This window comes from Mariniflexile gromovii, assembly GCF_017814435.1.
GTDB lineage: Bacteria > Bacteroidota > Bacteroidia > Flavobacteriales > Flavobacteriaceae > Mariniflexile > Mariniflexile gromovii.
The window spans coordinates 85,601-106,320 of record NZ_JAGJCB010000011.1; the positions used below are offsets into that span (position 1 = coordinate 85,601).

A 20,720-nucleotide genomic window follows, 5' to 3' on the forward strand; every position below is an offset into this window, starting at 1 on the left:
CAAATGTATTCCTTAGGGTTTTGTTAATACAATAAAAACGTTTAACCGTAAGATTTATCGACTATTTGACAATAATCTTGTTTGTTTTGCTATCTCCACCTATAGAATTCAATTTTAATAGATACATCCCTTTGTTTAAACCAGTTAAGTTTATATCTATTTCAGGTGAATTTTGGCTTGTAGGGATGTCTTTTACCAAGCGCCCTAAAACATTATAGATTTGAACCGATTTTAAGTTAATATTTTGAAGATTGGAAACCTTAATCTGTTCTTTAGCAGGGTTTGGGTATATTTTAATATTGTCAATAGGATTATTGCTTAAAGTACTTAAAATTGAAGAGTTGTACGTAAAAGTAATGGTGCCCATTTTGTTGCCATTTATAGGGGAGATTGTAATTTTAAAAACCCCTACTCTGGGGTTGCTAATTGCGTTAGCGGAGGTGTAATCGGTACCATCATCAGTACCTGCATCATAAGCAAAAACATCAAGGGTAAAGGTGTCTTTCCAACCATTGTTGATACTGTTGTTTCCAGATCTTAAGTTAATGCTATTCACGCCAATAAACCAATCAGGACTTGGAGCGACCATAGATACCAACGTTATTAAAGGAAAGTTTTCGCTTACTTGAAGACTATTAATGGTAAAGGTGCCTATAGCAGAACCAATACCACCAGCATTTATCCATTGGTCTGCTTTACTGTTTGAAATGGCTGTGTTTACTTCACTCATAAAGTTGGTGTTGTTGCCTAATTCGGCAACATCTTTAATGCCGTTTGTGTTTGGAGATACTACACCTAACTCAAAAAATTCATTTTCCATATTATGGGTAGCACCAACAAGTGCCGACCAATGTGCGCTAACGGGAACCGAAGTATGGTTTTCAGCATTCCAAATGGTTGTTAATGAAATATTATAGGAGGCGGTACTTTGGCTAAATGCGCCAAATGAAAATGAAATTAAAACAATTAAAAGCGAAGTAAAGTTTTTCATAGCATATTTAGTTAACAGTTACTTTTATGTCGTGTTCTTTTAATGATACTTACAAAAAAACTTTTTTCGATATTATTTAAATAAGCATTAATAAAAATAATAGTATTTTTAACCACTTATTTAAATGATGCAATGCCAAGTCAGATAAAGATAATTGAGTGCCCACGTGATGCTATGCAAGGTATAAAGGACTTTATTCCAACAAAGAAAAAAGTACAATATATCCAGTCCTTATTACGCGTTGGGTTTGATACCATAGATTTTGGAAGTTTCGTGTCGCCTAAAGCCATTCCGCAAATGGTAGATACAGCAGAGGTTTTGGCACAATTAGATTTAAGCAAAACAACCAGTAAATTGCTTTCCATTATAGCGAATACCAGAGGAGCGGAAGACGCTTCTAAACACGCAGCGATAGACTATTTAGGGTACCCATTTTCAATATCGGAAAATTTTCAAATGCGAAATACGCATAAAACCATTGCGCAATCTATTATAACACTTTCTGAAATTTTAGAAATTGCCAATAAAACCAATAAAGAAGTGGTGGTGTATATTTCTATGGGATTTGGCAATCCGTATGGAGACCCTTGGGATGTTAACATTGTAGGCGAATGGACGGAACGATTGAGTAAATTGGGAGTGAAGATCATATCGTTAAGTGACACCATTGGCAGCTCAAACCCCGAAAGCATTCATTATTTATTTTCAAATTTAATACCTCAATATGCCAATATAGAATTTGGCGCCCATTTGCACACTACGCCTTCCACATGGTTTGAAAAAGTAGATGCAGCTTATAAAGCTGGATGCAACCGTTTTGACGGGGCCATTCAAGGCTATGGTGGTTGCCCTATGGCTAAAGATGAACTTACGGGGAATATGCCCACCGAAAAGCTATTATCTTACTTTACTTCACAAAAAAATAACAGCCTAAATGCACTTAGTTTTGAGAGCGCACACAACGAAGCCACCAAAATATTTAGTGTATACCATTAAAATTTTCATATTTAAATATTTAATAATTAAGCAGTTACAATTTTTATTTAAATTTAATCTAAATAAGCTTTGTGTTTCTAATAATGTGTTTTATTTTTGCACGAGAATTAATTTATTATTTATATCAAGTCTAAATAAAACAAAATGAAAAGAATCTTATCACTCGTAGCCGTTGCTACTGCTTTAATCACATCATGTTCTAATGATGACGACAATTCAAACCCAATAGAAACGCCATCAACTTACGTATTTACACGTAGCAGTGCTTCAACAGTTGATTTTGAAGGACAAACTACAAGAATACAAATGGCAGATGAGTTGGTAAATGCTTTAAAAGATAACACAAAAACAGATGTAGCATTACAAGCAATGTTTGCGCATGCGCAAAATGATAATGATTTTGCTAATGTTACTTTAAATGCTTCAGACAAAAACGTTCGTAGTAAAGTAGCTGCTTCAACCGATTATTTTTCAGCTAACACAACAGTTTCTAACGCTATAAAGGCAGATTTTGAAGGATGGATTACATCTCAAGTAACAAATGTTTTTCCTAATTGGAATACCGTTGCAACTGCAGGAAATGCAGGTCAATTACAACAAGCTGGTGGGGGAACCATACGCTACATTAATGGAAAGGGATTGGAGTACAACCAAGCCTTAGCTAAAGGATTGATTGGTGCTTTAATGATGGACCAAATATTGAACAACTACCTAAGTCCAGCAGTTTTAGATGCAGGTTCAAACGTTGCTGATAATAATAATGGCGTTTTGGAAACCGGAAAAAACTACACCTCTATGGAACATAAATGGGATGAGGCTTTTGGTTATTTATACGGTAGCGAAGCTAATCCTGCTGAGCCAGTATTGGATGCAGATCAATTTTTAAGCGAATATATAGAAAGAGTTAATGCCGATTCAGATTTTTCAACATTAGCTGAAGATGTTTTTAATGCCTTTAAATTAGGTAGAGCAGCCATTGTAGCTAAAAACTATACAATTCGCGATCAGCAAGCTGAAATAATTAGAGAGAACTTATCTATAGTACCAGCGGTAAGAGGCGTATTTTATTTACAGGCTTCAAAAGCTAACTTAGGAATTGATAACGCAAGAGCATTTCACGCGTTATCAGAAGCTTACGGATTTATTTACAGCTTACAATTTACAAGAAAACCAAATTCAATAGAGCCTTACGTAACGAAAGCGGAAGTTGATGGCTATTTAGCACAACTTATGGCAGGAAACGGGTTTTGGGATATTACAGAAACCACTATAGATAACATATCTGATGCTATAGCTGCTAAGTTTGGTTTTACAACGGCTCAAGCTGCTACAGTTGAATAAAACGATAGTGATATTGTTGGTTTTATAAAACTTAAGCAGATGGATGCCTTAAATAGTCCGTCTGCTTATTTATATTTGCAAACTATTTTAAAGTAATAGGAATATGATTAAAAAAATTGTTTCGGTAATCGTTTTAGCTCTGGTAATTGTTGCCTGTAGTAGTTCGGATGGCGATGGTGATAAAAAAGCAGCAGATAATTTTGATAGACAGACCATGCTTATTAATTGGGCAGATAACATCATCATTCCTGTTTTTCAAGATTTGAACACGAAGTTGGAAAGTTTGGTAACAGCTAAAGATGGTTTTGTGGCAACACCAAACCAAGCTAATTTAGATGCATTTCGTACCGCTTGGTTAAATGCTTATAAAGTATGGCAATACGCCGAAATGTTCAATATTGGTAAAGCAGAATCTACAAATTATGTGTACCAAATGAATGTGTATCCAACTACCGTGGCCGATGTTGAAGCAAACATAGCAAACGGTACCTACGATTTAACGCACGCCAATAATAACGATGCGGTTGGTTTTCCTGCATTGGATTATTTACTGTACGGTGTTGCTTCGGGTGATACCGCTATTTTAAATGTTTATACCACCAATACCAATGCGGCTGGTTATAAAACCTATGTGTCTGATTTGGTAAATCAAATGAAATCACTTACCCAAACGGTTTTAAACGATTGGACTTCGGGTTATAGAGACACCTTTGTAAATAGCACAGCAAATACTGCTACCAGTTCTACAAATAAATTAACAAACGATTTTATTTACTATTATGAAAAAGGCTTGAGAGCGAATAAAATTGGTATTCCAGCAGGTAATTTTTCTACAAATCCATTACCCGATAAAGTGGAGGCATATTACAATCAAGGGGTATCAAAAACTTTAGCTTTGGAAGCGATAGATGCTGTTCAAAACTTCTTCAACGGAAAAGCTTATACTTCTTCTACAACAGCAAATAGTTTTAATGCTTATTTAGATTATTTGAATATGGCAAAAGGCGGTGAAGATTTAAGTACTTTAATCAATAACCAATTGAATGTAGCACGAACTAAATTACAAGCTTTAGATGCTAATTTTACCAATCAAATAAATACTGATAATTCTAAAATGACTATTGCTTTTGATGAATTACAAAAAGCAGTGGTATTATTTAAGGTTGATATGGTACAGGCTATGAACATTAGTGTCGATTATGTAGATGCTGATGGCGATTAGTAACAATAAAAAATAAAACAACTAAAGATTCTCTAATGCGTTAGGGAATCTTTTCGTTTTTTATATGGATTTCAATTTAAGAACATATTTAGCTCAAAAAACTGATGCAGCGCCTTTGGCGGTATTCCGCCTTTTGTTTGGTGTTATGATGCTGTTTAGCCTCATTCGTTTTTGGGCAAATGGTTGGATTGAAACCTTATACATAAGCCCTAAATTTCATTTTACCTACTACGGTTTTGAATGGGTAAAACCTTTAGGGGCATACACATACCTTATATTTATAATTTGTGGTATTTCGGCATTACTGGTGGCTTTGGGTTTAAAGTATAGATTAGCCATCATCGTTTTTTTCTTGAGTTTTACTTATATAGAACTTATGGATAAAACCACCTATTTGAACCATTATTACTGCATCAGTCTGTTAAGTTTTTTAATGATTTTTTTGCCTGCAAACGCCTATTTTTCATTAGATAGCCTTCTTAAAAAAACAAGTTTTAGAACCATACCCAAATGGACGATAGACAGTATTAAATTACTTTTGGGTATTGTTTATTTTTATGCTGGTTTGGCAAAATTGAATTCCGATTGGTTATTCAAAGCAATGCCTTTAAAAATATGGCTACCTTCTAAATACGATTTACCTTTTATTGGTGAAAACTTCATGCAACAAGAGTGGTTTCATTACGCCATGAGTTGGAGTGGTATGTTATACGATTTAAGTATTCCATTTTTACTATTGTATAGAAAAACACGTTGGTTTGCCTTTGCTATGGTGGTGTTTTTTCATGTATTTACCAGTGTATTGTTCCCCATAGGCATGTTTCCGTACATCATGATCGTGTCTACTCTTATTTTCTTTGATGCTAAATTTCACCATAACATCATCGCAATCATCAAAAGCATTATAAAACCTTTCAGAAGCATATATAACATTGAATATAAAGAAGCATATATTTTAAAAAAGCAGCATATTGTATTGCCTATTTTAACAGTGTTTTTTGCCATTCAATTGCTTTTACCATTTCGGTATTTGTTATATCCAGGTGAATTGTTTTGGACCGAAGAAGGCTATCGTTTTTCATGGCGTGTTATGCTTATGGAAAAAATGGGCTATACCACATTCACTATTAAAGATGCAAACACAGGAAGTTCGTTTATGGTTAATAATTCCGATTTTTTAACCCCGTTTCAAGAAAAACAAATGAGTTTTCAACCCGATTTTATTTTAGAATACGCACATTATTTAGGCAATCATTTTTCGTCTCAAGGGCATAAAAATGTACAGGTTTTTGCCGAAAGTTATGTGGCATTAAACGGGCGGTTAAGTCAACCATTTATTGATAAAACAGTCGATTTATATAAAGAAAACGAATCATTTCAACATAAAACATGGATTTTACCATTTCAAGATGAACCATCCATAACGAATTTTAGATAGCAATAAGATGATTAAATGGATGCAACATGTGACCATTATAAAACAATAGAAAGAACACATGACATTAAAGGATTTTAAATTAGTTTTGATACTGCTTTTAGGTATCGCATCGCATGCGCAATACAAAATTTCCGGGGTTGTTACCAATGCTTCAACAAACCAGCCAGTTAACCAAGTGGAAGTTTACGATAAAGTTTCAGGCTTAAAAGCTACTACAAATGCTTTAGGTTATTACGAGTTTGAAACAGAGAAGAAAAGCATCACCTTGGTATTCTTTTCTTATGAATTTGAAGTTAAAGAAGCCATCGTGTCTCTTTCTGAAAACACCGAGGTTAACATTATTGTAAATCCTTTAGCTGTTAAACTATCTGAAGTAGAAATTTCAACTCGAAAAGCCAAAGTATTCGAACTGTCGCGTTTAAAAGATGTTGAAGGAACTGCTATTTACGCAGGAAAAAAGACCGAAGTAATTTTGGTGGAACAATCTATGGCAAATTTAGCATCAAACAATGCACGCCAACTTTATAGCCAAGTGGTAGGTTTAAATATTTACCAAAATGACGATGCAGGGTTGCAGCTTAATATTGGTGGTCGTGGTTTAGACCCCAATAGAACGGCCAATTTTAATACCAGACAAAACGGGTACGATATTAGTGCCGATGTTTTGGGGTATCCAGAAAGCTATTATACGCCAGCCTCAGAAGGTTTAAAGGAAATTCAGGTAATTCGTGGGGCTGCATCGTTACAATACGGTACACAATTTGGAGGGTTGATCAATTTCAAAATGAAAGAACCAAACGCTTTTAAAACAATAGAATTAATTTCCCGAAATACCTTAGGCAGCAACGGATTGTACACAAATTTCACCAGTTTAAGTGGCACAAAGGATAAGTTTAGTTATTATACTTATTTCAACTATAAAAAAGGGGATGGTTTTAGACTGAATTCAGAATTTGAATCTAAAAACCTTTTTGCACATGTAGGGTATCAGTTTAATGATAAAACTAAAATAACTGGTGATGTTACTTATTTACATTATTTAGCACAACAAGCTGGAGGGTTAACCGATACGATGTTTAAAGAAGACCCTTACCAAAGTAATAGAACCAGAAACTGGTTTGAAGTGGATTGGCTTTTGTACAGTGTTAAGTTATCCCATGAGTTTTCTAAGAAAACAAATTTTACATTTAACTTTTTTGGGCTCGAAGCGTCTAGAAAAGCAATAGGTTTTAGAGGCGATCCATATCCCTCAGGCTTAAACAAAAACCCAATTTTAGAAGGAGATGTAACAGATTCTAACGGAACGTATACCTATAATAGAGATATTTTAATAGGTGATTTTTCAAATTGGGGAGCCGAAGCTAGATTATTAACTAAATATAAAATTTTAGGAAAGGAAGCCGTTTTTTTAATTGGAGGTAAATATTATAACGCTGATAATACAGGAGAACAAGGTGCAGGAAGTAAAGGCACCAATCCAGATTTTTCTATAATAGAAGAAGAAAATGCCAATTACCCAAATGTATCTAGTTTTAGGTATCCTAACAAAAACTTAGCAATTTTTGGCGAACATATCTTCAGAGTCTCCAATACATTTTCTATTACTCCTGGATTTAGGTTTGAATATATAAAAACAGAAAGCAAGGGAACTTATTTTACGAAAAACTACGACAATGCTAATAATTTAATTCTTTCAGAAGAGAATGAAGATAATCGAATTTTCGACCGTTCATTTATTTTATTGGGTATTGGTGCAAGCTATAAACCCCATGCTTCCATAGAATTATATGGGAATGCTTCTCAAAATTACCGTTCGGTCACATTTAACGATATACGTTCTGTAAGTCCAACTTTTATTGTTGATGAAAATATAACAGATGAAGATGGTTATACATTAGATGTTGGCTTAAGAGGTCAGTTTAAAGAATTGTTATCTTATGATATTGGTGTTTTTGGGGTTGGATATAATAATAGAATTGGTGAGGTTTTAGACAATAGAGCTAACCGTGTAAGAACCAATGTGGGGGATGCTTTTATTGTTGGTCTTGAAAGTTTTATAGATTGGAATATTTTAGACTTGTTTGAAACTTCGTCGAAATACAAACTGAAGTTGGGACTTAATTTAGCTTATATTGAGTCAGAATACACTAATTCAATTCGAAATGGCGTAGAAGGGAATCAAGTAGAATTCATTCCTAAAGTTAATTTAAAAACCATGTTGCGTTTTGGTTATAAAAATCTATTAGGTAGTTTACAATACACATACCTATCTGAACAATATACTGACGCATTTAATTCCGAAATAGTAGATGAAGGGGAATTGCGAGAAGGAGTTGTAGGGCAAATTCCAAGTTATAACATTTTAGATGCATCATTATCATACACCTACAAGCGTTTCAAACTGGAAACCGGTATTAATAATTTACTAAATAACGCCTATTATACAAGGCGTGCCACGGGGTATCCAGGTCCGGGAATCATACCATCAGCACCAAGAAATTGGTACACAACCTTGCAAATAAAAATCTAATAAATTTCTTTAAGTTTTATTTAACATTTCCGCTTTAAACTTTTTGTTGAAAGTTAGGTCTAATCCTCGAACCTAACTAAAAACAAAACATTGAAAAAATTAGTAATACTACTGTCGTTATTTGCTACTACTACATTATTTGCCCAAAAATTTAATTTACAGGGCGTAGTTAAAGATCAAAGTGCTAACGTTTTAGAAGGCGCTACCGTATACCTTCAAAGCATTAAGGACAGCATCCCAATTTCTTATGGAATTACTAATAAAAATGGCGAGTTTTCATTGCAAGTTAACACCGAAACCGATTCTAAAGCCATTTTCAATATAGCCTATTTAGGTTACAAACCGTACCGAAAAGATATTGATGTGCCTAGCGGAAAGGAATTAAGCTTAGGGACCATTACTTTGGATGACCAAATTGAGGAATTGAATGTGGTTTCTATTATAGGTAAAGCGCCACCAATTTTAATTAAGAAAGATACCATTGAGTATAATGCCGATAGTTTTAAAACCCTACCTAATGATAAAGCTGAAGATTTATTGAAAAAACTTCCAGGTATTGAGATAGATTTGGACGGAAATATCACAATGAACGGTATTGAAGTAGAAGCTATTAACGTTGATGGTATGCGATTTTTTGGAGAAAAAAAGGGTGAAATCGCACTTAAAAACTTACCTAGTAATGTAATAAGCAAGGTACAGGTAACCGATTATAAAACCAATAACCAAAAATTTACGGGCGAGGAATCCGATTCAGGTACCAAAGAAATAAACTTAACCATAAAAAAAGGAAAAAACCGCGCCGTTTTTGGCGATGTTAAAGTGGGTTATGGTACCGATGATAAATACCAAGCCAACGCCAACGTGTTTCAATTAATAGATGGCAAACAATTGGGGCTTATTGGAGGTACGAATAACATCAACATGTCTAAAGGTTTTAATGCGTTGCCCGATACCGATACCAGTAATGGTTATATAGAATCGGATTTTCTTGGAGCCAACTATACAAAAGGAAAATGGAATGAAACCCGTGTAAATGGAAATTACAGATATGGAGCTCAAAGTACAGATAGAATTCAAAAAAGCTATACAGAGAATTTTTTACCTAATTTAAATTATATTTCTAATTCTGAAAGTACCAGTTTTAGTGATTCTGATAGCCATAATGCAGGAGGCGATTTGAAATTTATCATTCAGCCTAAAAACAAACTTTCAAACAATAAAGTTCAAATATCCAATGAAATTGAGGTAAATGTGGAGAATTCTGAATCGGGTTCTATTTCCACTAAAAGATCAGAATATACCAATGGCGATTTGGTAAGTGATTACTCATCTCAAAACGAATCTATTTCAGAAAATTATGGTATCAATAATGAGTTTAGCGTGACTACCATTACAGGAAAAAGAGATTATTTAAGTATTGGTTTAACCACCAATTTTAGTAAAGGAAGTTCCGATAGCAAAAAATATTCTGAAAATTATATTGAAAGGTTAAATGAAACGGTGGTTCAAGACCAAATAAACAACACCGATAATTATAATAGTAATATAGGGTTGAGCGCTTTTTGGAGTAAAGAATTGTTCACTAATTTCAGGATAATGCCTAGGTATTCCGCAAGTATCAATGCTCAGAACAATGAGAAATTTATTTATGATTATGATGAAGTTACGGATGATTATGACGATTTTAATGAAGTTCTAAGTTCAGACAGTAGATATTCCACTACAACAATCAGGCCCGCTTTAAGATTAAGATACGAGTATAAAGATTTTCGTTTTGAAGTTGAAGGAGGCTATACAAATACCTATAGAAATTATAGAGATAAATTAGTGATTGCCCGAGATTTTAAAACCGACTTCGAGTACGCAACGTATTCAACCAGAATACGTTATCGCGATAAAAACGGTTATAAAAACATCAATTTAAGCTATAACCAAAATGTCGATTTACCTTCAGCAAACCAATTGCAACCGGTTGAAGATGTAAGCGATATCACCCATATTCGTGTTGGTAACCCCGCTTTGGAACCTGAAATTAATCATAACATTCGATTTGAATATCAAAATAACTTAGCCTTCAATAACATCAACATCACAGGGAATTTAAGAGCCGAATTTATTCAAGATAAAATCATCAGTTCTACCATGACCGATGAAGATTTGAATAGATACACCACCTATGATAATATTAATGGCGACTATTCTTATTCAGGAAATGCAGCCATTTCAAAATCGTTTTACAATAAAAAAACGAACATGAATATCAATGCACGTATCAACGGTTCGTACAGCAACTCATTATCCATTCAAAACGCCATTGTATTTACAGGGAAAACAACCAATATACGTCCATCAGTATCCTTTAAATATTCTTATGATAATAAGATGGATTTTAGTGGATCTTACAGTTATTCAACCACCAAAAGCGTTTATGATACCGATGCGTTTAACGATAACGCATTCTTTGTACAGAATGTAGATTTTGAATCGTCTGTGTTCTTTGTTAAAAATGTATTCTTATCAAACAAAGTTTCTTACCGTTACAATAGTAGAGTAGGCGATGAATTTGATGGTGATGCCATTTTTTGGAATGCTGGACTTGGTATAGAATTATGGGATAACAAAGCAACCTTAACACTGGTTGGTTATGATATGCTTGGGAAAAATAATGGTTACAGACGCTCGGTAACCGAAACTTCCATTCAAGATACCGAAAGCAATATTTTAGAACAATATTTTATGCTGAACTTTACTTATAAATTTGGAACTTTTGCTGGCCAAAACATGAATATGGGTGAAAGAGGCAGAGGCGATAGAGGCAGTAGAGGCGGCAGAGGTGGCTTTGGCGGTGGCGGACGCAGGTAATATTTAAACAGATATTAAAATCAATAGTAATTTCTCGTATTTTTATGCCATATGAGGATATATTGTTTTTTATTTCTGTTTGTTTTAAATCTATCTGTTTACGCGAAAGAGTGGTCGAGTATAAGAGTTTACCATAAAGTTACAGGTAAAGAAAATCTTTTACCTTCCGATTGGTTAAAATCGGACCGAGTAAATAATACCACAGTTTGGCAGCAGGCCAATGTTTTTAACTTGGAATACAACTTGCCTAACGAATATACAGGTTTAGCTGAACGTAAAGACTTTTATAATTGGGTACAAGCTGAAGTTGAAAAACAAGGGCATCAAGTTGTTTGGTTTAAAATGGTGGATTTTATTACTGGCAAATTGCATACCATGGAAACTTTTCCAAATGTTGTTTTTGTGAATAAAAGAATCATGAACTACGCACAAAGTTGCAGCGAGATCATTTTTGAAAATTCATTTTCTGAAATTAAAAAACTATTTGAATCTGCTCATATTTTAAATGAAGAAGCAGGTTTGCAGTGGGATAAAAACATGTTGTATAAAGAACAATATGTTTGGGTTGATGATATTATTAATACCATTGATGCCCGTAGTTTAAAAAAGATAGAAAACATTTTACAAGGAAAATGTTTATATGGACTCTTTGTTCCAAGAGCAATTAGGTTTACGGGCGATTTAGAAAATAAAGAAATGCGCTACGAATACGCTTTAAATACGCTTAGACCATACTTTCAAAACTTGAAGGAATAATTCATTTCGTTATTTTTCTTCTGAATATCCCTAATTAGTAATAACTCAATTTTTAGGTCAGGTCCACAGCTCCCCGATAGTTATCTGGACTAGGCGACATCAGATTATAAGTAATAGCGTACAATCAATTTTTCTTTATATAAAAAATGTAAATTACTATTATTTATTCCTTAAGTTTTACTCGATTCAAACAGAAAAAAATGTGTATATTTGCACGCAATTATAATCATAATTGCATCATGACTGCACACGAAAATAAAATTCTAGGAGAAGGGTTAACCTATGATGACGTTCTACTAGTTCCAGCATATTCTGAAGTACTTCCGCGCGAAGTTAACATTCAAACAAAATTTACACGCAACATTACCATAAATGTGCCTATTATTTCGGCAGCTATGGATACCGTTACCGAAAGTAAAATGGCTATTGCCATGGCGCAAGAAGGTGGTATTGGGGTACTTCATAAAAACATGACTATTGAAGCGCAGGCTTTAAAGGTTAGAAAGGTAAAACGTGCCGAAAGCGGTATGATTATGGACCCTGTTACCTTGCCACTTAGTGCAAAAGTTATAGATGCAAAAAAAGCGATGGCCGAATATGGCATTGGCGGTATTCCTATTGTAGATGAAGATGGTACGCTTAAAGGGATTGTAACCAATCGCGATTTGCGTTTCGAACACGATAAAAAACGTCCTATTGTTGAGGTAATGACGAGTGAAAACTTAGTAACCGCTGCCGTTGGAACTTCTTTAAATGATGCTGAAATCATTCTTCAACAACATAAAATTGAAAAACTGTTGATTGTTGATGATAACTATAAACTATCTGGTTTAATTACCTTTAGAGATATTACCAAATTAAGCCAAAAGCCCATGGCAAACAAAGACCAATATGGTCGTTTGCGTGTGGCGGCTGCTATTGGCGTAACCGGTGATGCGGTTGATAGAGCTGAAGCTTTGGTAAATGCAGGGGTTGATGCGGTGGTTATTGATACAGCACACGGTCATACCAAAGGTGTGGTAGGTGTTTTAAAAGAAATAAAAGCAAAATTCCCAGGTTTAGATGTTATCGTTGGTAACATTGCTACGGGAGCTGCAGCAAAATATTTAGTAGAAGCAGGTGCCGATGCCGTAAAAGTGGGTATTGGTCCCGGTTCTATATGTACCACACGTGTAGTGGCAGGTGTTGGTTTTCCTCAGTTTTCAGCGGTATTGGAAGTAGCTGCGGCTATTAAAGGTTCAGGCGTTCCAGTAATTGCCGATGGTGGTATTCGCTATACAGGCGATATCCCAAAAGCCATTGCAGCAGGTGCAGATACGGTGATGTTGGGCTCGCTATTGGCAGGAACTAAAGAATCGCCAGGGGAAACCATTATTTACGAAGGAAGAAAATTCAAATCGTATCGTGGTATGGGTTCTGTGGAAGCTATGCAAACAGGTTCTAAAGACCGTTATTTCCAAGATGTAGAGGACGATATTAAAAAATTAGTACCCGAAGGTATTGTAGGTCGTGTGCCATACAAAGGCGATTTATACGAAAGCATCCACCAATTTATAGGCGGTTTGCGTGCAGGTATGGGCTATTGCGGTGCTAAAGATATTGCCACGTTAAAAGAAACAGGACAGTTTGTTAAAATTACAGCAAGTGGTATTAACGAAAGCCACCCACACGATGTAACCATTACTAAAGAATCTCCTAATTATTCTAGGTAGGTTTTAGTGGTTTATTGTAAAATATGAAATCCAGCAATTTGCTGGATTTTTTTATGATTTATGAATTTCTGATGGTTCGTTTAACTACTTTGATATGAAATCGTTTTAATGTTTTATACCAGACGTTAAACGAATTTAGTTGTTTTTTCTGATATAGTCAAGTTCTATAAATTTTATAGTAATACCAGTAAAACAATTATAAAAAACTTATAAATTAAAACAACTTCAACGGTTAACGATTTTTTTTAGTAAATTAGATTTGGAAGCATCTAAACTAGAAAAGAAACGTATTTTTGCAATGGTGTTTAATACCAAATCCAGATTGAAAATACGTAAAAAAGCTACTCATTTTAAATTATACAGGTTTTTTGATCTCTTACTGAAAACGGGTTATTCCAATCAAAAAAAATTTGTTCTTTTGAACGATTTTAACTTAAAATATTTATGACTAATAATATACTTATTGAAGATCAATATAGAAGATCAAGTTTATTTGAAAAAGAAAATGTAAATTATCTGGTTCGTGTTTTAAAACGATTTAATACCGTACCCAAAATAAACAACATCAATATTATTACTTCAACAAGTGAACCGAATGTTTTTAAAATTGTACCGAACAAATCCATTATTATTGGGTATTCCTTATTAAACCAACCCGTTTTAGCTTTGGTTTACTTACGATATGGTATTGAGTGGCAGCTTTGGTATAAAGCCTTGTGCGATGAAAAACAAGACACCATTTTATGTGATATTGCTGCACTTGAGGTTACTAAAATATTCTACAAATTATTACCTCATGATGATAAGGAAAAATTACAACCACTAAGTTCTTATTTGATAGATTTAATTAAAAATGATGAAGGCTTAAACACAGAATCTTTATCAAAATATGAAGCCTTGCAAGATTTTCATGGTTTGAAAAGTGACAAGAAAGTATTTAAAGCATCATGGAAACCTATTATTGAAAATTTGGCGAAACCTACCGAATATTTATTAATGGACGGGGGCGATTTGAGGTTGAATATTGATGAAATTAATTTGTTGAATAAATATGGTTGCAGACCGTTTCCAAGGCCCGAAGCTTTTACCTTTTCATCATCCACCGCAACAAGTGTATCTAATTTTGCTTTTGATAAAACAGATAAAGTAAGAAGCATATTAATTAGAAATAGCTTAAAAAACGGGTTTGAAAATGCCTCAATAGAGTTTTCGGAATTATTAAAAAACAACCTTAAAAAAATATTTAAGTTAAATGACGAATGTGAAATAATCTTTTCGCCATCGGGTACAGATTCTTCACTTCAAATAGCAGCCATTACTCAAATTACTTCCAATAAAGATATTACGCATGTTTTAGTAGCTTCAGATGAAACGGGTAGTGGTGTACCTGCTGCATTAAAAGGATGTCATTTTGAAAATACAACGGCTTTAAATCACCCTGTTAAAAAAGGCGATAAAATTGAAGGGTTTAGAGATGTTGATTTAATTAAAATACCATTTAAAGATGAAAAAGGTGCATTAAAATCGGCCAGTCAATTAGACGCCGAAGTTTATAATGCCGTTTCTAAAACCAATGAATTAGGTAGACATGTGGTTTTGCACACCATGGATCAATCAAAATTAGGCTATCAATCTCCTAGTGAAAAATTGATAAAAGACTTAAATGCCCTCAAAAATTTATCAATACAAATTATTGTGGATGCAGCACAACTTAGGTTAGATCCTTCAGACATTCAAAATTATTTAAACAAAGGTTATATTGTTAGCATCACAGGAAGTAAATACTTTACAGGACCTCCATATTCGGGCGCGTTAATTCTGCCTAAAAGTGTTAATACATCAATTCATTCGGCAAAAAATGCATTGCCACAAGGGTTGACCCAGTATTACAATCATTCCGATTGGCCTACCTCATGGTCTTGTTCCAATAATTTGTCAGATGGTTATAATTATGGTTCCAATATGCGTTGGAACGCCGCTATAGTTGAAATGGATCGGTATTTCAAAACGCCCATTTTATATAGAAATATGGGTATTGAAATGTTTTGCAATTTTATAGAAGACTCTATAAAAGAAGCCACTTTTTTAGAACCAATTTATAGTGATGAAGCAAAGACGAATAGTTATAACAGCAAAGAATTTGGAATACGGAATATCCGTACCATTTTCCCTTTCTTTATAATTAAGGACCATGTAGCTTTACCGGTAGACAAGGTGAAAAAACTCTATACTTTACTAAATTCCGATTTATCCGATAAATTTCATGATACTTCTTTAGAAATCATTAGGCTTGCCGCCCAAAAATGCCATATTGGGCAAGCGGTTAATGTAAAATACGGAAATGATATTGAAAGCGCTATTTTAAGAATTAGTTTAGGCGCCAGGGTTATTTCTGAAAGTTGGGTAAACAGGGATATTAGCCTCTATTTTAGAAATATAGAAACACAAATGAATCAAATTACGGTCATTATCAAAAAGATTGAATTGATTCTTAGTAATCCTGAACTTTTAGATAAATAAGATTTATAAGTTTTTAAGTGCAGACCTCACAGGTTTTCAAAACCTGTGAGGTCTTATTTTTTCAATTAATTTTTTTTGAAAATTATGGTATTCGCTTAACCAACCAATCTTTAAATTCATAAAAATTTTGTGGTGCTACGCCATGCCCAACAGGAAATTCAGCATAATGGTTTTTAATGTTTAGGCTGTTTAAAAACGGTGCGGTTTGTCGTGCCCATTCAACAGGTATTACTTGGTCTACACTACCGTGCGAGCAGTAAAAATCTAAGTTGGAGTAATCTTGCTCTTGTAGGTTTTCGGGTAAAATATCTTTGTTTACATAACCACTTAAAGCAATAATGTTGTTTACTTTTTTAGGGTAGGTAAGTACCACGGCATAACTTAAAATACTGCCTTGGCTAAAGCCTAAAAGCGTCACGTTGTTTTTGTTTACAGGATATTCGGCAATGGCTTCATCTATAAATTTAGCAATTAAATCGCGCGATTGTTTTGCTTGTTCGTTATCGTTCCATTTGCCTTGTTCTTCATCAAAATTAATGGCATACCAAGCGTTTCCGTAAGGTTGCATTGGGTAAGGCGCTCTTACCGAAATGATAAAAAGTTCCTCGGGTAATTCTGATGAAAATGAAAATAAATCGTTCTCGTCGCTACCATAACCGTGCATCATGATAAGCAACGGGGCATTTTCGGTTAACGTCGATTTTTTAACAATATGATATAAAGAAAGTGAAGTATTCGTCATGTTTTAGTTTCCTAAGTTTGCAAAAAGTTTTTGGTAGAAAGCCCCAACTAATGGCACAATTTGTTTTTTTCTACCTAAAGCACCTGTAAATCCGTAAATAAAAAGTACGGCAAAGCATAGGTAAAAACTAGAGCTAACCAACCAACTATCAAAACTTCCAATAATATAACCTAAGGCCCAAAAAGTAAGCCATAAACCTAATGATTGCCTGATATGGAAATTGGCAAAATCACTTCTTTTATCTTCTTCTTTGTTTAAATAGAAAGCAATTATAACGCCTATAATGGTTAAATAGCTAATAATGGCATTTTGTCGTCCTCTATCAATATCATTCTCTATCATGCTTATGAATTTAAAGTCACTTTGTTATTTGAAATAATGCCATACACGTTTCCTTTTAAAGTTTCATTTTCAAAAATGGCATTTTTAGATTTTGAAATGATGTTTTTTACCGAAAACGTATATTTGGTATCTGGATTAAAAAGAGTGATGTCTGCTTTGTTGCCAATGTTTATAGGCGCTTGTTCCAAACCGAATCTCGATTTTCCTTTGGTTAAGATCTCGATGGTTTTTTTGGCGGTAAAGACCGTTTGAAGCGCACCAAAAGCACTTTCTAGACCAATACTGCCGTAAGCGGCATAATCAAACTCTATTTTTTTGTGTTCTATGTCAATAGGGTTGTGGTCGCTGGTTACCATATCAATAGTGCCATCTTTTACAGCTTCTACCAAGGCATCCACATCGCTTTGCGTTCTTAATGGTGGCAATACTTTAAAATGGGTGTTGAAATCGGTTAAAACAACATCGGTAAAGTATAGGTTGTGAATGGCGACACTACAGGTAACATCCAGTTTTTTCTTTTTGGCTTCGCGAATCAATGCTACCGATTTTGCGGTTGAAATGGTTGGGATGTGCAACTTTCCACCTGCATATTCCAATAAAAATAAGTCGCGTGCCACTTGAAGTTCTTCAGCCAACGCAGGAATGCCTTTTAAACCAAGCTTGGTACTGGTAATATGCTCATTCACCACGCCGTTTCCTGCAATTTTATTTTCTTGCGGAAATGAGCAAACCAAACCGTTAAAATTACTGGCGTATTGCAACGCAATTTTCATCAGGTTTGGGTTGGAAATAGGTTTTTTATAATCGTAAAAAGCCACGGCACCGGCGGTATTCATATCGTAGAGTTCGGCTAAATCTTCACCTTTACTACAAACGGTTAAGGCACCAACAGGTACCAAGGTAACCGCATTATTGGCAGCTTTTGAAGTTACAAACGTAATATCGGAATTTGAATCGATTACCGGATTGGTATGTGCATTCATAGCCACCGCGGTAAAACCAGATGCCGCTGCTGTTTTTAATCCGTTTGCAATCGTATCGCGTTCTTCAAAACCAGGTTCTCCAAAACACACACTGCTATCAAACCAACCTTGCGAAATATGAAGGTTTTCAAAAGCAATTTCTTGATAGTTTTTCGGGTTTTTTATGGTGGTGGCAATGTCTGTAATCACACCATTTTCTATTAATAAATCTTGAGTTGTATTGTGAAACTCGCTTTTAGAATCTATAATGGTGGCAGATTTTATAAGTATGTTCATTTAAAGTATTTTAATATGAGCATTTCAATAATCAATAACGCTAGTGCAAAAATAACAAACCATTTCCATAAGGCGTTAACTTTTGCATCACTTTTTATGGTATCGAAAATTTCGGTAATGGAATCGCTCACAGTGGTGTTTTTTGAAGCTGAAAGATTTTGGTACATCAAATTACTTTCATCTCTATTGTAATTATAACTAACGTTTTTAATGGTTTCGTTTTTGTTTTTAATGTTGTAAATAGCCGCCACAGAAGGTGTTTCAGACGTATTTACCACCACCTTATTATTAAAATATTGCTGTTTCGGGATGATGTTCAAAGCATCACTAACCAACGTGACAATATCATCTTGTTGCAATTGCGTTTCAATATCAAAGCTGTTTTCTTTTCCAATTGTGTAATATAAGGCAGGGTTTTTAAAGCTAAACTTCCCCATATTGTAAAACGTAGGAACAATTAATGGTGAATTTTTAAAACCGGAATTTTGAGCGTTTAATGCCGAAGTGAACACATACACGTTTTTAGTTTGGTACAGAAAAGGTTTGGAATCATCAAACCTTAAAATGGCGGCACCCGTATTTAAATTGCTATTGTAAAAACTGGAAACGGTTGGGTATTGAAAATTGTCCACTTGCTTTTCAAACACCCCAGAATGGTATAACGGATGTGCATAGTTAATGCTAGTGATGCGTTTTTCGGTTTGAACCAAATCTTTAAAATTCGATCCAAAATGGTTCAATAAAGCATTATAAGACTGAATGTTTATATCTTTTGAAGGTATAACGATAAGCGAACCACCTTGGTTTTCAAACGATTTTAACGCTGCAACTAAGGCATTTGGAATGCTGTTCAATTCATTTAAAACAATTACATGTTGCTGGTCAATGATTGCGTAGTTTAATTGATTTTCAAATGTTGATGTATAGTTGAATTCATCATCAGTATAAATCCGGTTTAAAAAAGCACCATCTTCGGCATTAATGGCAAGCACGTTAATTTTAAATGCTTTGTTAATGTTGAAATATAAGGTGTTGTCAAATTGCAAATTCGTATCGTCAATACTTATTTTTCCGTTGATTTCTTTATCGGTAGGCAATGAAAATGTTGTTTCTGTTTTGTCTGAAATGGCGACCGATGTTTTAGCAATCAATTCATCGTTGTTAAACAGTGAAACGGGTAAGTTTTCTATAGCTTTACCACTATTTTTAAAAGTTACTTTTAATTCTATGGATGAAGCGGTAGTAGCTGTAATGTAAGCAGAATCGATAGCCACATTATTGTTGTTTACAGGTTTTAACTGCACCAAATGCAAGTGGGTTAACGAATCGGTTTTAGGAAGAAACTCCGATGCCTCCTGTTGAAAATCGGAAATAAAAACCAGATTTTTTAAAGTGTTTTTTTGCTTGCTGAAAAGGGTTTTGCTTTTTAACAAAGCCGCTTCTCCCGATAATTTGTTAGATGAATAATCGAGTTGCAACAATTCGTTTTTAACTGCTTTTATGCTGGTGTTCTTATACACATCATCATTGGTTAAAATACTTATGGTTTCGTCTTCAGGTATATTGCCAATAAGATCTTGTACAGCACGTTTTAAAAGTTCCCCTTGGTTGCCTTTGGCCTGCATACTAAATGAATTATCTAAATAAACAACCGTTTCTTTTTTGGAATTAAACGTATTGGATTTAGATGTAAATGGTTGTGCAAATGCCATAACGATGGCTGCCAATAGCAAGAGTCTGGTACACAGAACCAGCCATTTTTTTATTTGCGAACTTTTACGGGTTTGTATGGTGGCTTCCTTTAAAAAGGCCACATTGGTAAACGCCTCTTTTTGAAATTTGCGTAACTGAAATAAATGGACAATTATGGGGATGAGCAGTAAAAATAAAGCGTAAAGAAGTTCGGGGTGTTTAAACTGCATTTCTTTTTAGATTTTTCAAATATAAAGAATGAATTATGAAAATTAACCGCAAATTCACAAATTATTCCATTATAAGTGTTTTAAAAT

14 protein-coding genes are annotated in these 20,720 nt (G+C 34.3%); 9 read left to right on the forward strand and 5 right to left on the reverse strand.

Annotated elements, in window-relative coordinates; translation table 11 throughout:
* Nucleotides 1-61: 61 nt before the first annotated feature.
* Complete coding sequence (locus tag J8H85_RS12110; protein ID WP_209655467.1) at nucleotides 62-991, reverse strand: T9SS type A sorting domain-containing protein; 930 nt, start codon at nucleotides 989-991, stop codon at nucleotides 62-64.
* A gap of 132 nt (nucleotides 992-1,123) precedes the next feature.
* On the opposite strand from J8H85_RS12110, the gene J8H85_RS12115 reads away from it, so the two are divergent.
* The 9 genes from J8H85_RS12115 (at nucleotide 1,124) to J8H85_RS12155 (ending at nucleotide 16,368) form a co-directional block, all read left to right on the forward strand.
* Nucleotides 1,124-1,987 (forward strand): hydroxymethylglutaryl-CoA lyase, encoded by an 864-nt coding sequence (locus J8H85_RS12115; protein WP_209655468.1) that lies wholly within the window; start codon nucleotides 1,124-1,126, stop codon nucleotides 1,985-1,987.
* Nucleotides 1,988-2,131: 144 nt separating this feature from the next.
* Complete coding sequence (locus J8H85_RS12120) at nucleotides 2,132-3,328, forward strand: DUF4856 domain-containing protein (RefSeq protein WP_209655469.1); 1,197 nt, start codon at nucleotides 2,132-2,134, stop codon at nucleotides 3,326-3,328.
* A 103-nt stretch (nucleotides 3,329-3,431) separates the two neighbouring features.
* Entirely contained in the window at nucleotides 3,432-4,550 is a 1,119-nt protein-coding gene (locus J8H85_RS12125; protein ID WP_209655470.1) for an imelysin family protein, read from the forward strand.
* A gap of 64 nt (nucleotides 4,551-4,614) precedes the next feature.
* Nucleotides 4,615-5,988: an HTTM domain-containing protein gene (locus J8H85_RS12130; RefSeq protein ID WP_209655471.1), complete on the forward strand. Its 1,374-nt coding sequence runs from the start codon at nucleotides 4,615-4,617 to the stop codon at nucleotides 5,986-5,988.
* 58 nt (nucleotides 5,989-6,046) lie between these two features.
* Nucleotides 6,047-8,518, forward strand: a complete 2,472-nt coding sequence (locus J8H85_RS12135) for a TonB-dependent receptor domain-containing protein (protein ID WP_209655472.1) — start codon at nucleotides 6,047-6,049, stop codon at nucleotides 8,516-8,518.
* 90 nt (nucleotides 8,519-8,608) lie between these two features.
* Entirely contained in the window at nucleotides 8,609-11,380 is a 2,772-nt protein-coding gene (locus J8H85_RS12140; protein WP_209655473.1) for an outer membrane beta-barrel protein, read from the forward strand.
* A gap of 51 nt (nucleotides 11,381-11,431) precedes the next feature.
* Nucleotides 11,432-12,136 (forward strand): Insecticidal toxin complex protein, encoded by a 705-nt coding sequence (locus J8H85_RS12145; RefSeq protein ID WP_209655474.1) that lies wholly within the window; start codon nucleotides 11,432-11,434, stop codon nucleotides 12,134-12,136.
* A 239-nt stretch (nucleotides 12,137-12,375) separates the two neighbouring features.
* A complete protein-coding gene (gene guaB / locus J8H85_RS12150; protein WP_209655475.1) occupies nucleotides 12,376-13,848 on the forward strand; it encodes an IMP dehydrogenase in 1,473 nt (490 codons plus the stop codon).
* A gap of 444 nt (nucleotides 13,849-14,292) precedes the next feature.
* Nucleotides 14,293-16,368 (forward strand): hypothetical protein, encoded by a 2,076-nt coding sequence (locus J8H85_RS12155; protein WP_209655476.1) that lies wholly within the window; start codon nucleotides 14,293-14,295, stop codon nucleotides 16,366-16,368.
* A gap of 82 nt (nucleotides 16,369-16,450) precedes the next feature.
* Here J8H85_RS12155 and J8H85_RS12160 read toward each other — a convergent pair whose 3' ends face one another.
* The 4 genes from J8H85_RS12160 to J8H85_RS12175 are packed head-to-tail and all read right to left on the reverse strand — an operon-like array spanning nucleotide 16,451 to nucleotide 20,633.
* Nucleotides 16,451-17,110, reverse strand: coding sequence for an alpha/beta hydrolase (locus J8H85_RS12160; RefSeq protein ID WP_209655477.1), 660 nt, complete (start codon nucleotides 17,108-17,110; stop codon nucleotides 16,451-16,453).
* Between the two features lie 3 nt (nucleotides 17,111-17,113).
* Complete coding sequence (locus J8H85_RS12165) at nucleotides 17,114-17,452, reverse strand: hypothetical protein (RefSeq protein ID WP_209655478.1); 339 nt, start codon at nucleotides 17,450-17,452, stop codon at nucleotides 17,114-17,116.
* 2 nt (nucleotides 17,453-17,454) lie between these two features.
* Nucleotides 17,455-18,711 carry a dihydroorotase gene (locus J8H85_RS12170; RefSeq protein ID WP_209655479.1) on the reverse strand — a complete coding sequence of 419 codons (1,257 nt, stop codon included), beginning with the start codon at nucleotides 18,709-18,711 and terminating at the stop codon, nucleotides 17,455-17,457.
* Nucleotides 18,708-20,633, reverse strand: coding sequence for a vWA domain-containing protein (locus J8H85_RS12175; RefSeq protein WP_209655480.1), 1,926 nt, complete (start codon nucleotides 20,631-20,633; stop codon nucleotides 18,708-18,710). The genes J8H85_RS12170 and J8H85_RS12175 overlap by 4 nt, the downstream gene beginning before the upstream one ends.
* Between the last annotated feature and the right edge of the window lie 87 nt (nucleotides 20,634-20,720).

Excerpts from the sequence above, each read along its gene's own strand:
- J8H85_RS12170 (WP_209655479.1), bottom strand. The coding sequence starts at position 18,711 with ATGAACATACTTATAAAATCTGCCACCATTATAGATTCTAAAAGCGAG.
- J8H85_RS12135 (WP_209655472.1), top strand. The coding sequence starts at position 6,047 with ATGACATTAAAGGATTTTAAATTAGTTTTGATACTGCTTTTAGGTATC.
- J8H85_RS12145 (WP_209655474.1), top strand. The coding sequence starts at position 11,432 with ATGAGGATATATTGTTTTTTATTTCTGTTTGTTTTAAATCTATCTGTT.
- guaB (WP_209655475.1), top strand. The coding sequence starts at position 12,376 with ATGACTGCACACGAAAATAAAATTCTAGGAGAAGGGTTAACCTATGAT.
- J8H85_RS12175 (WP_209655480.1), bottom strand. The coding sequence starts at position 20,633 with ATGCAGTTTAAACACCCCGAACTTCTTTACGCTTTATTTTTACTGCTC.
- J8H85_RS12160 (WP_209655477.1), bottom strand. The coding sequence starts at position 17,110 with ATGACGAATACTTCACTTTCTTTATATCATATTGTTAAAAAATCGACG.
- J8H85_RS12165 (WP_209655478.1), bottom strand. The coding sequence starts at position 17,452 with ATGATAGAGAATGATATTGATAGAGGACGACAAAATGCCATTATTAGC.
- J8H85_RS12125 (WP_209655470.1), top strand. The coding sequence starts at position 3,432 with ATGATTAAAAAAATTGTTTCGGTAATCGTTTTAGCTCTGGTAATTGTT.
- J8H85_RS12120 (WP_209655469.1), top strand. The coding sequence starts at position 2,132 with ATGAAAAGAATCTTATCACTCGTAGCCGTTGCTACTGCTTTAATCACA.
- J8H85_RS12110 (WP_209655467.1), bottom strand. The coding sequence starts at position 991 with ATGAAAAACTTTACTTCGCTTTTAATTGTTTTAATTTCATTTTCATTT.
- J8H85_RS12115 (WP_209655468.1), top strand. The coding sequence starts at position 1,124 with ATGCCAAGTCAGATAAAGATAATTGAGTGCCCACGTGATGCTATGCAA.
- J8H85_RS12155 (WP_209655476.1), top strand. The coding sequence starts at position 14,293 with ATGACTAATAATATACTTATTGAAGATCAATATAGAAGATCAAGTTTA.
- J8H85_RS12130 (WP_209655471.1), top strand. The coding sequence starts at position 4,615 with ATGGATTTCAATTTAAGAACATATTTAGCTCAAAAAACTGATGCAGCG.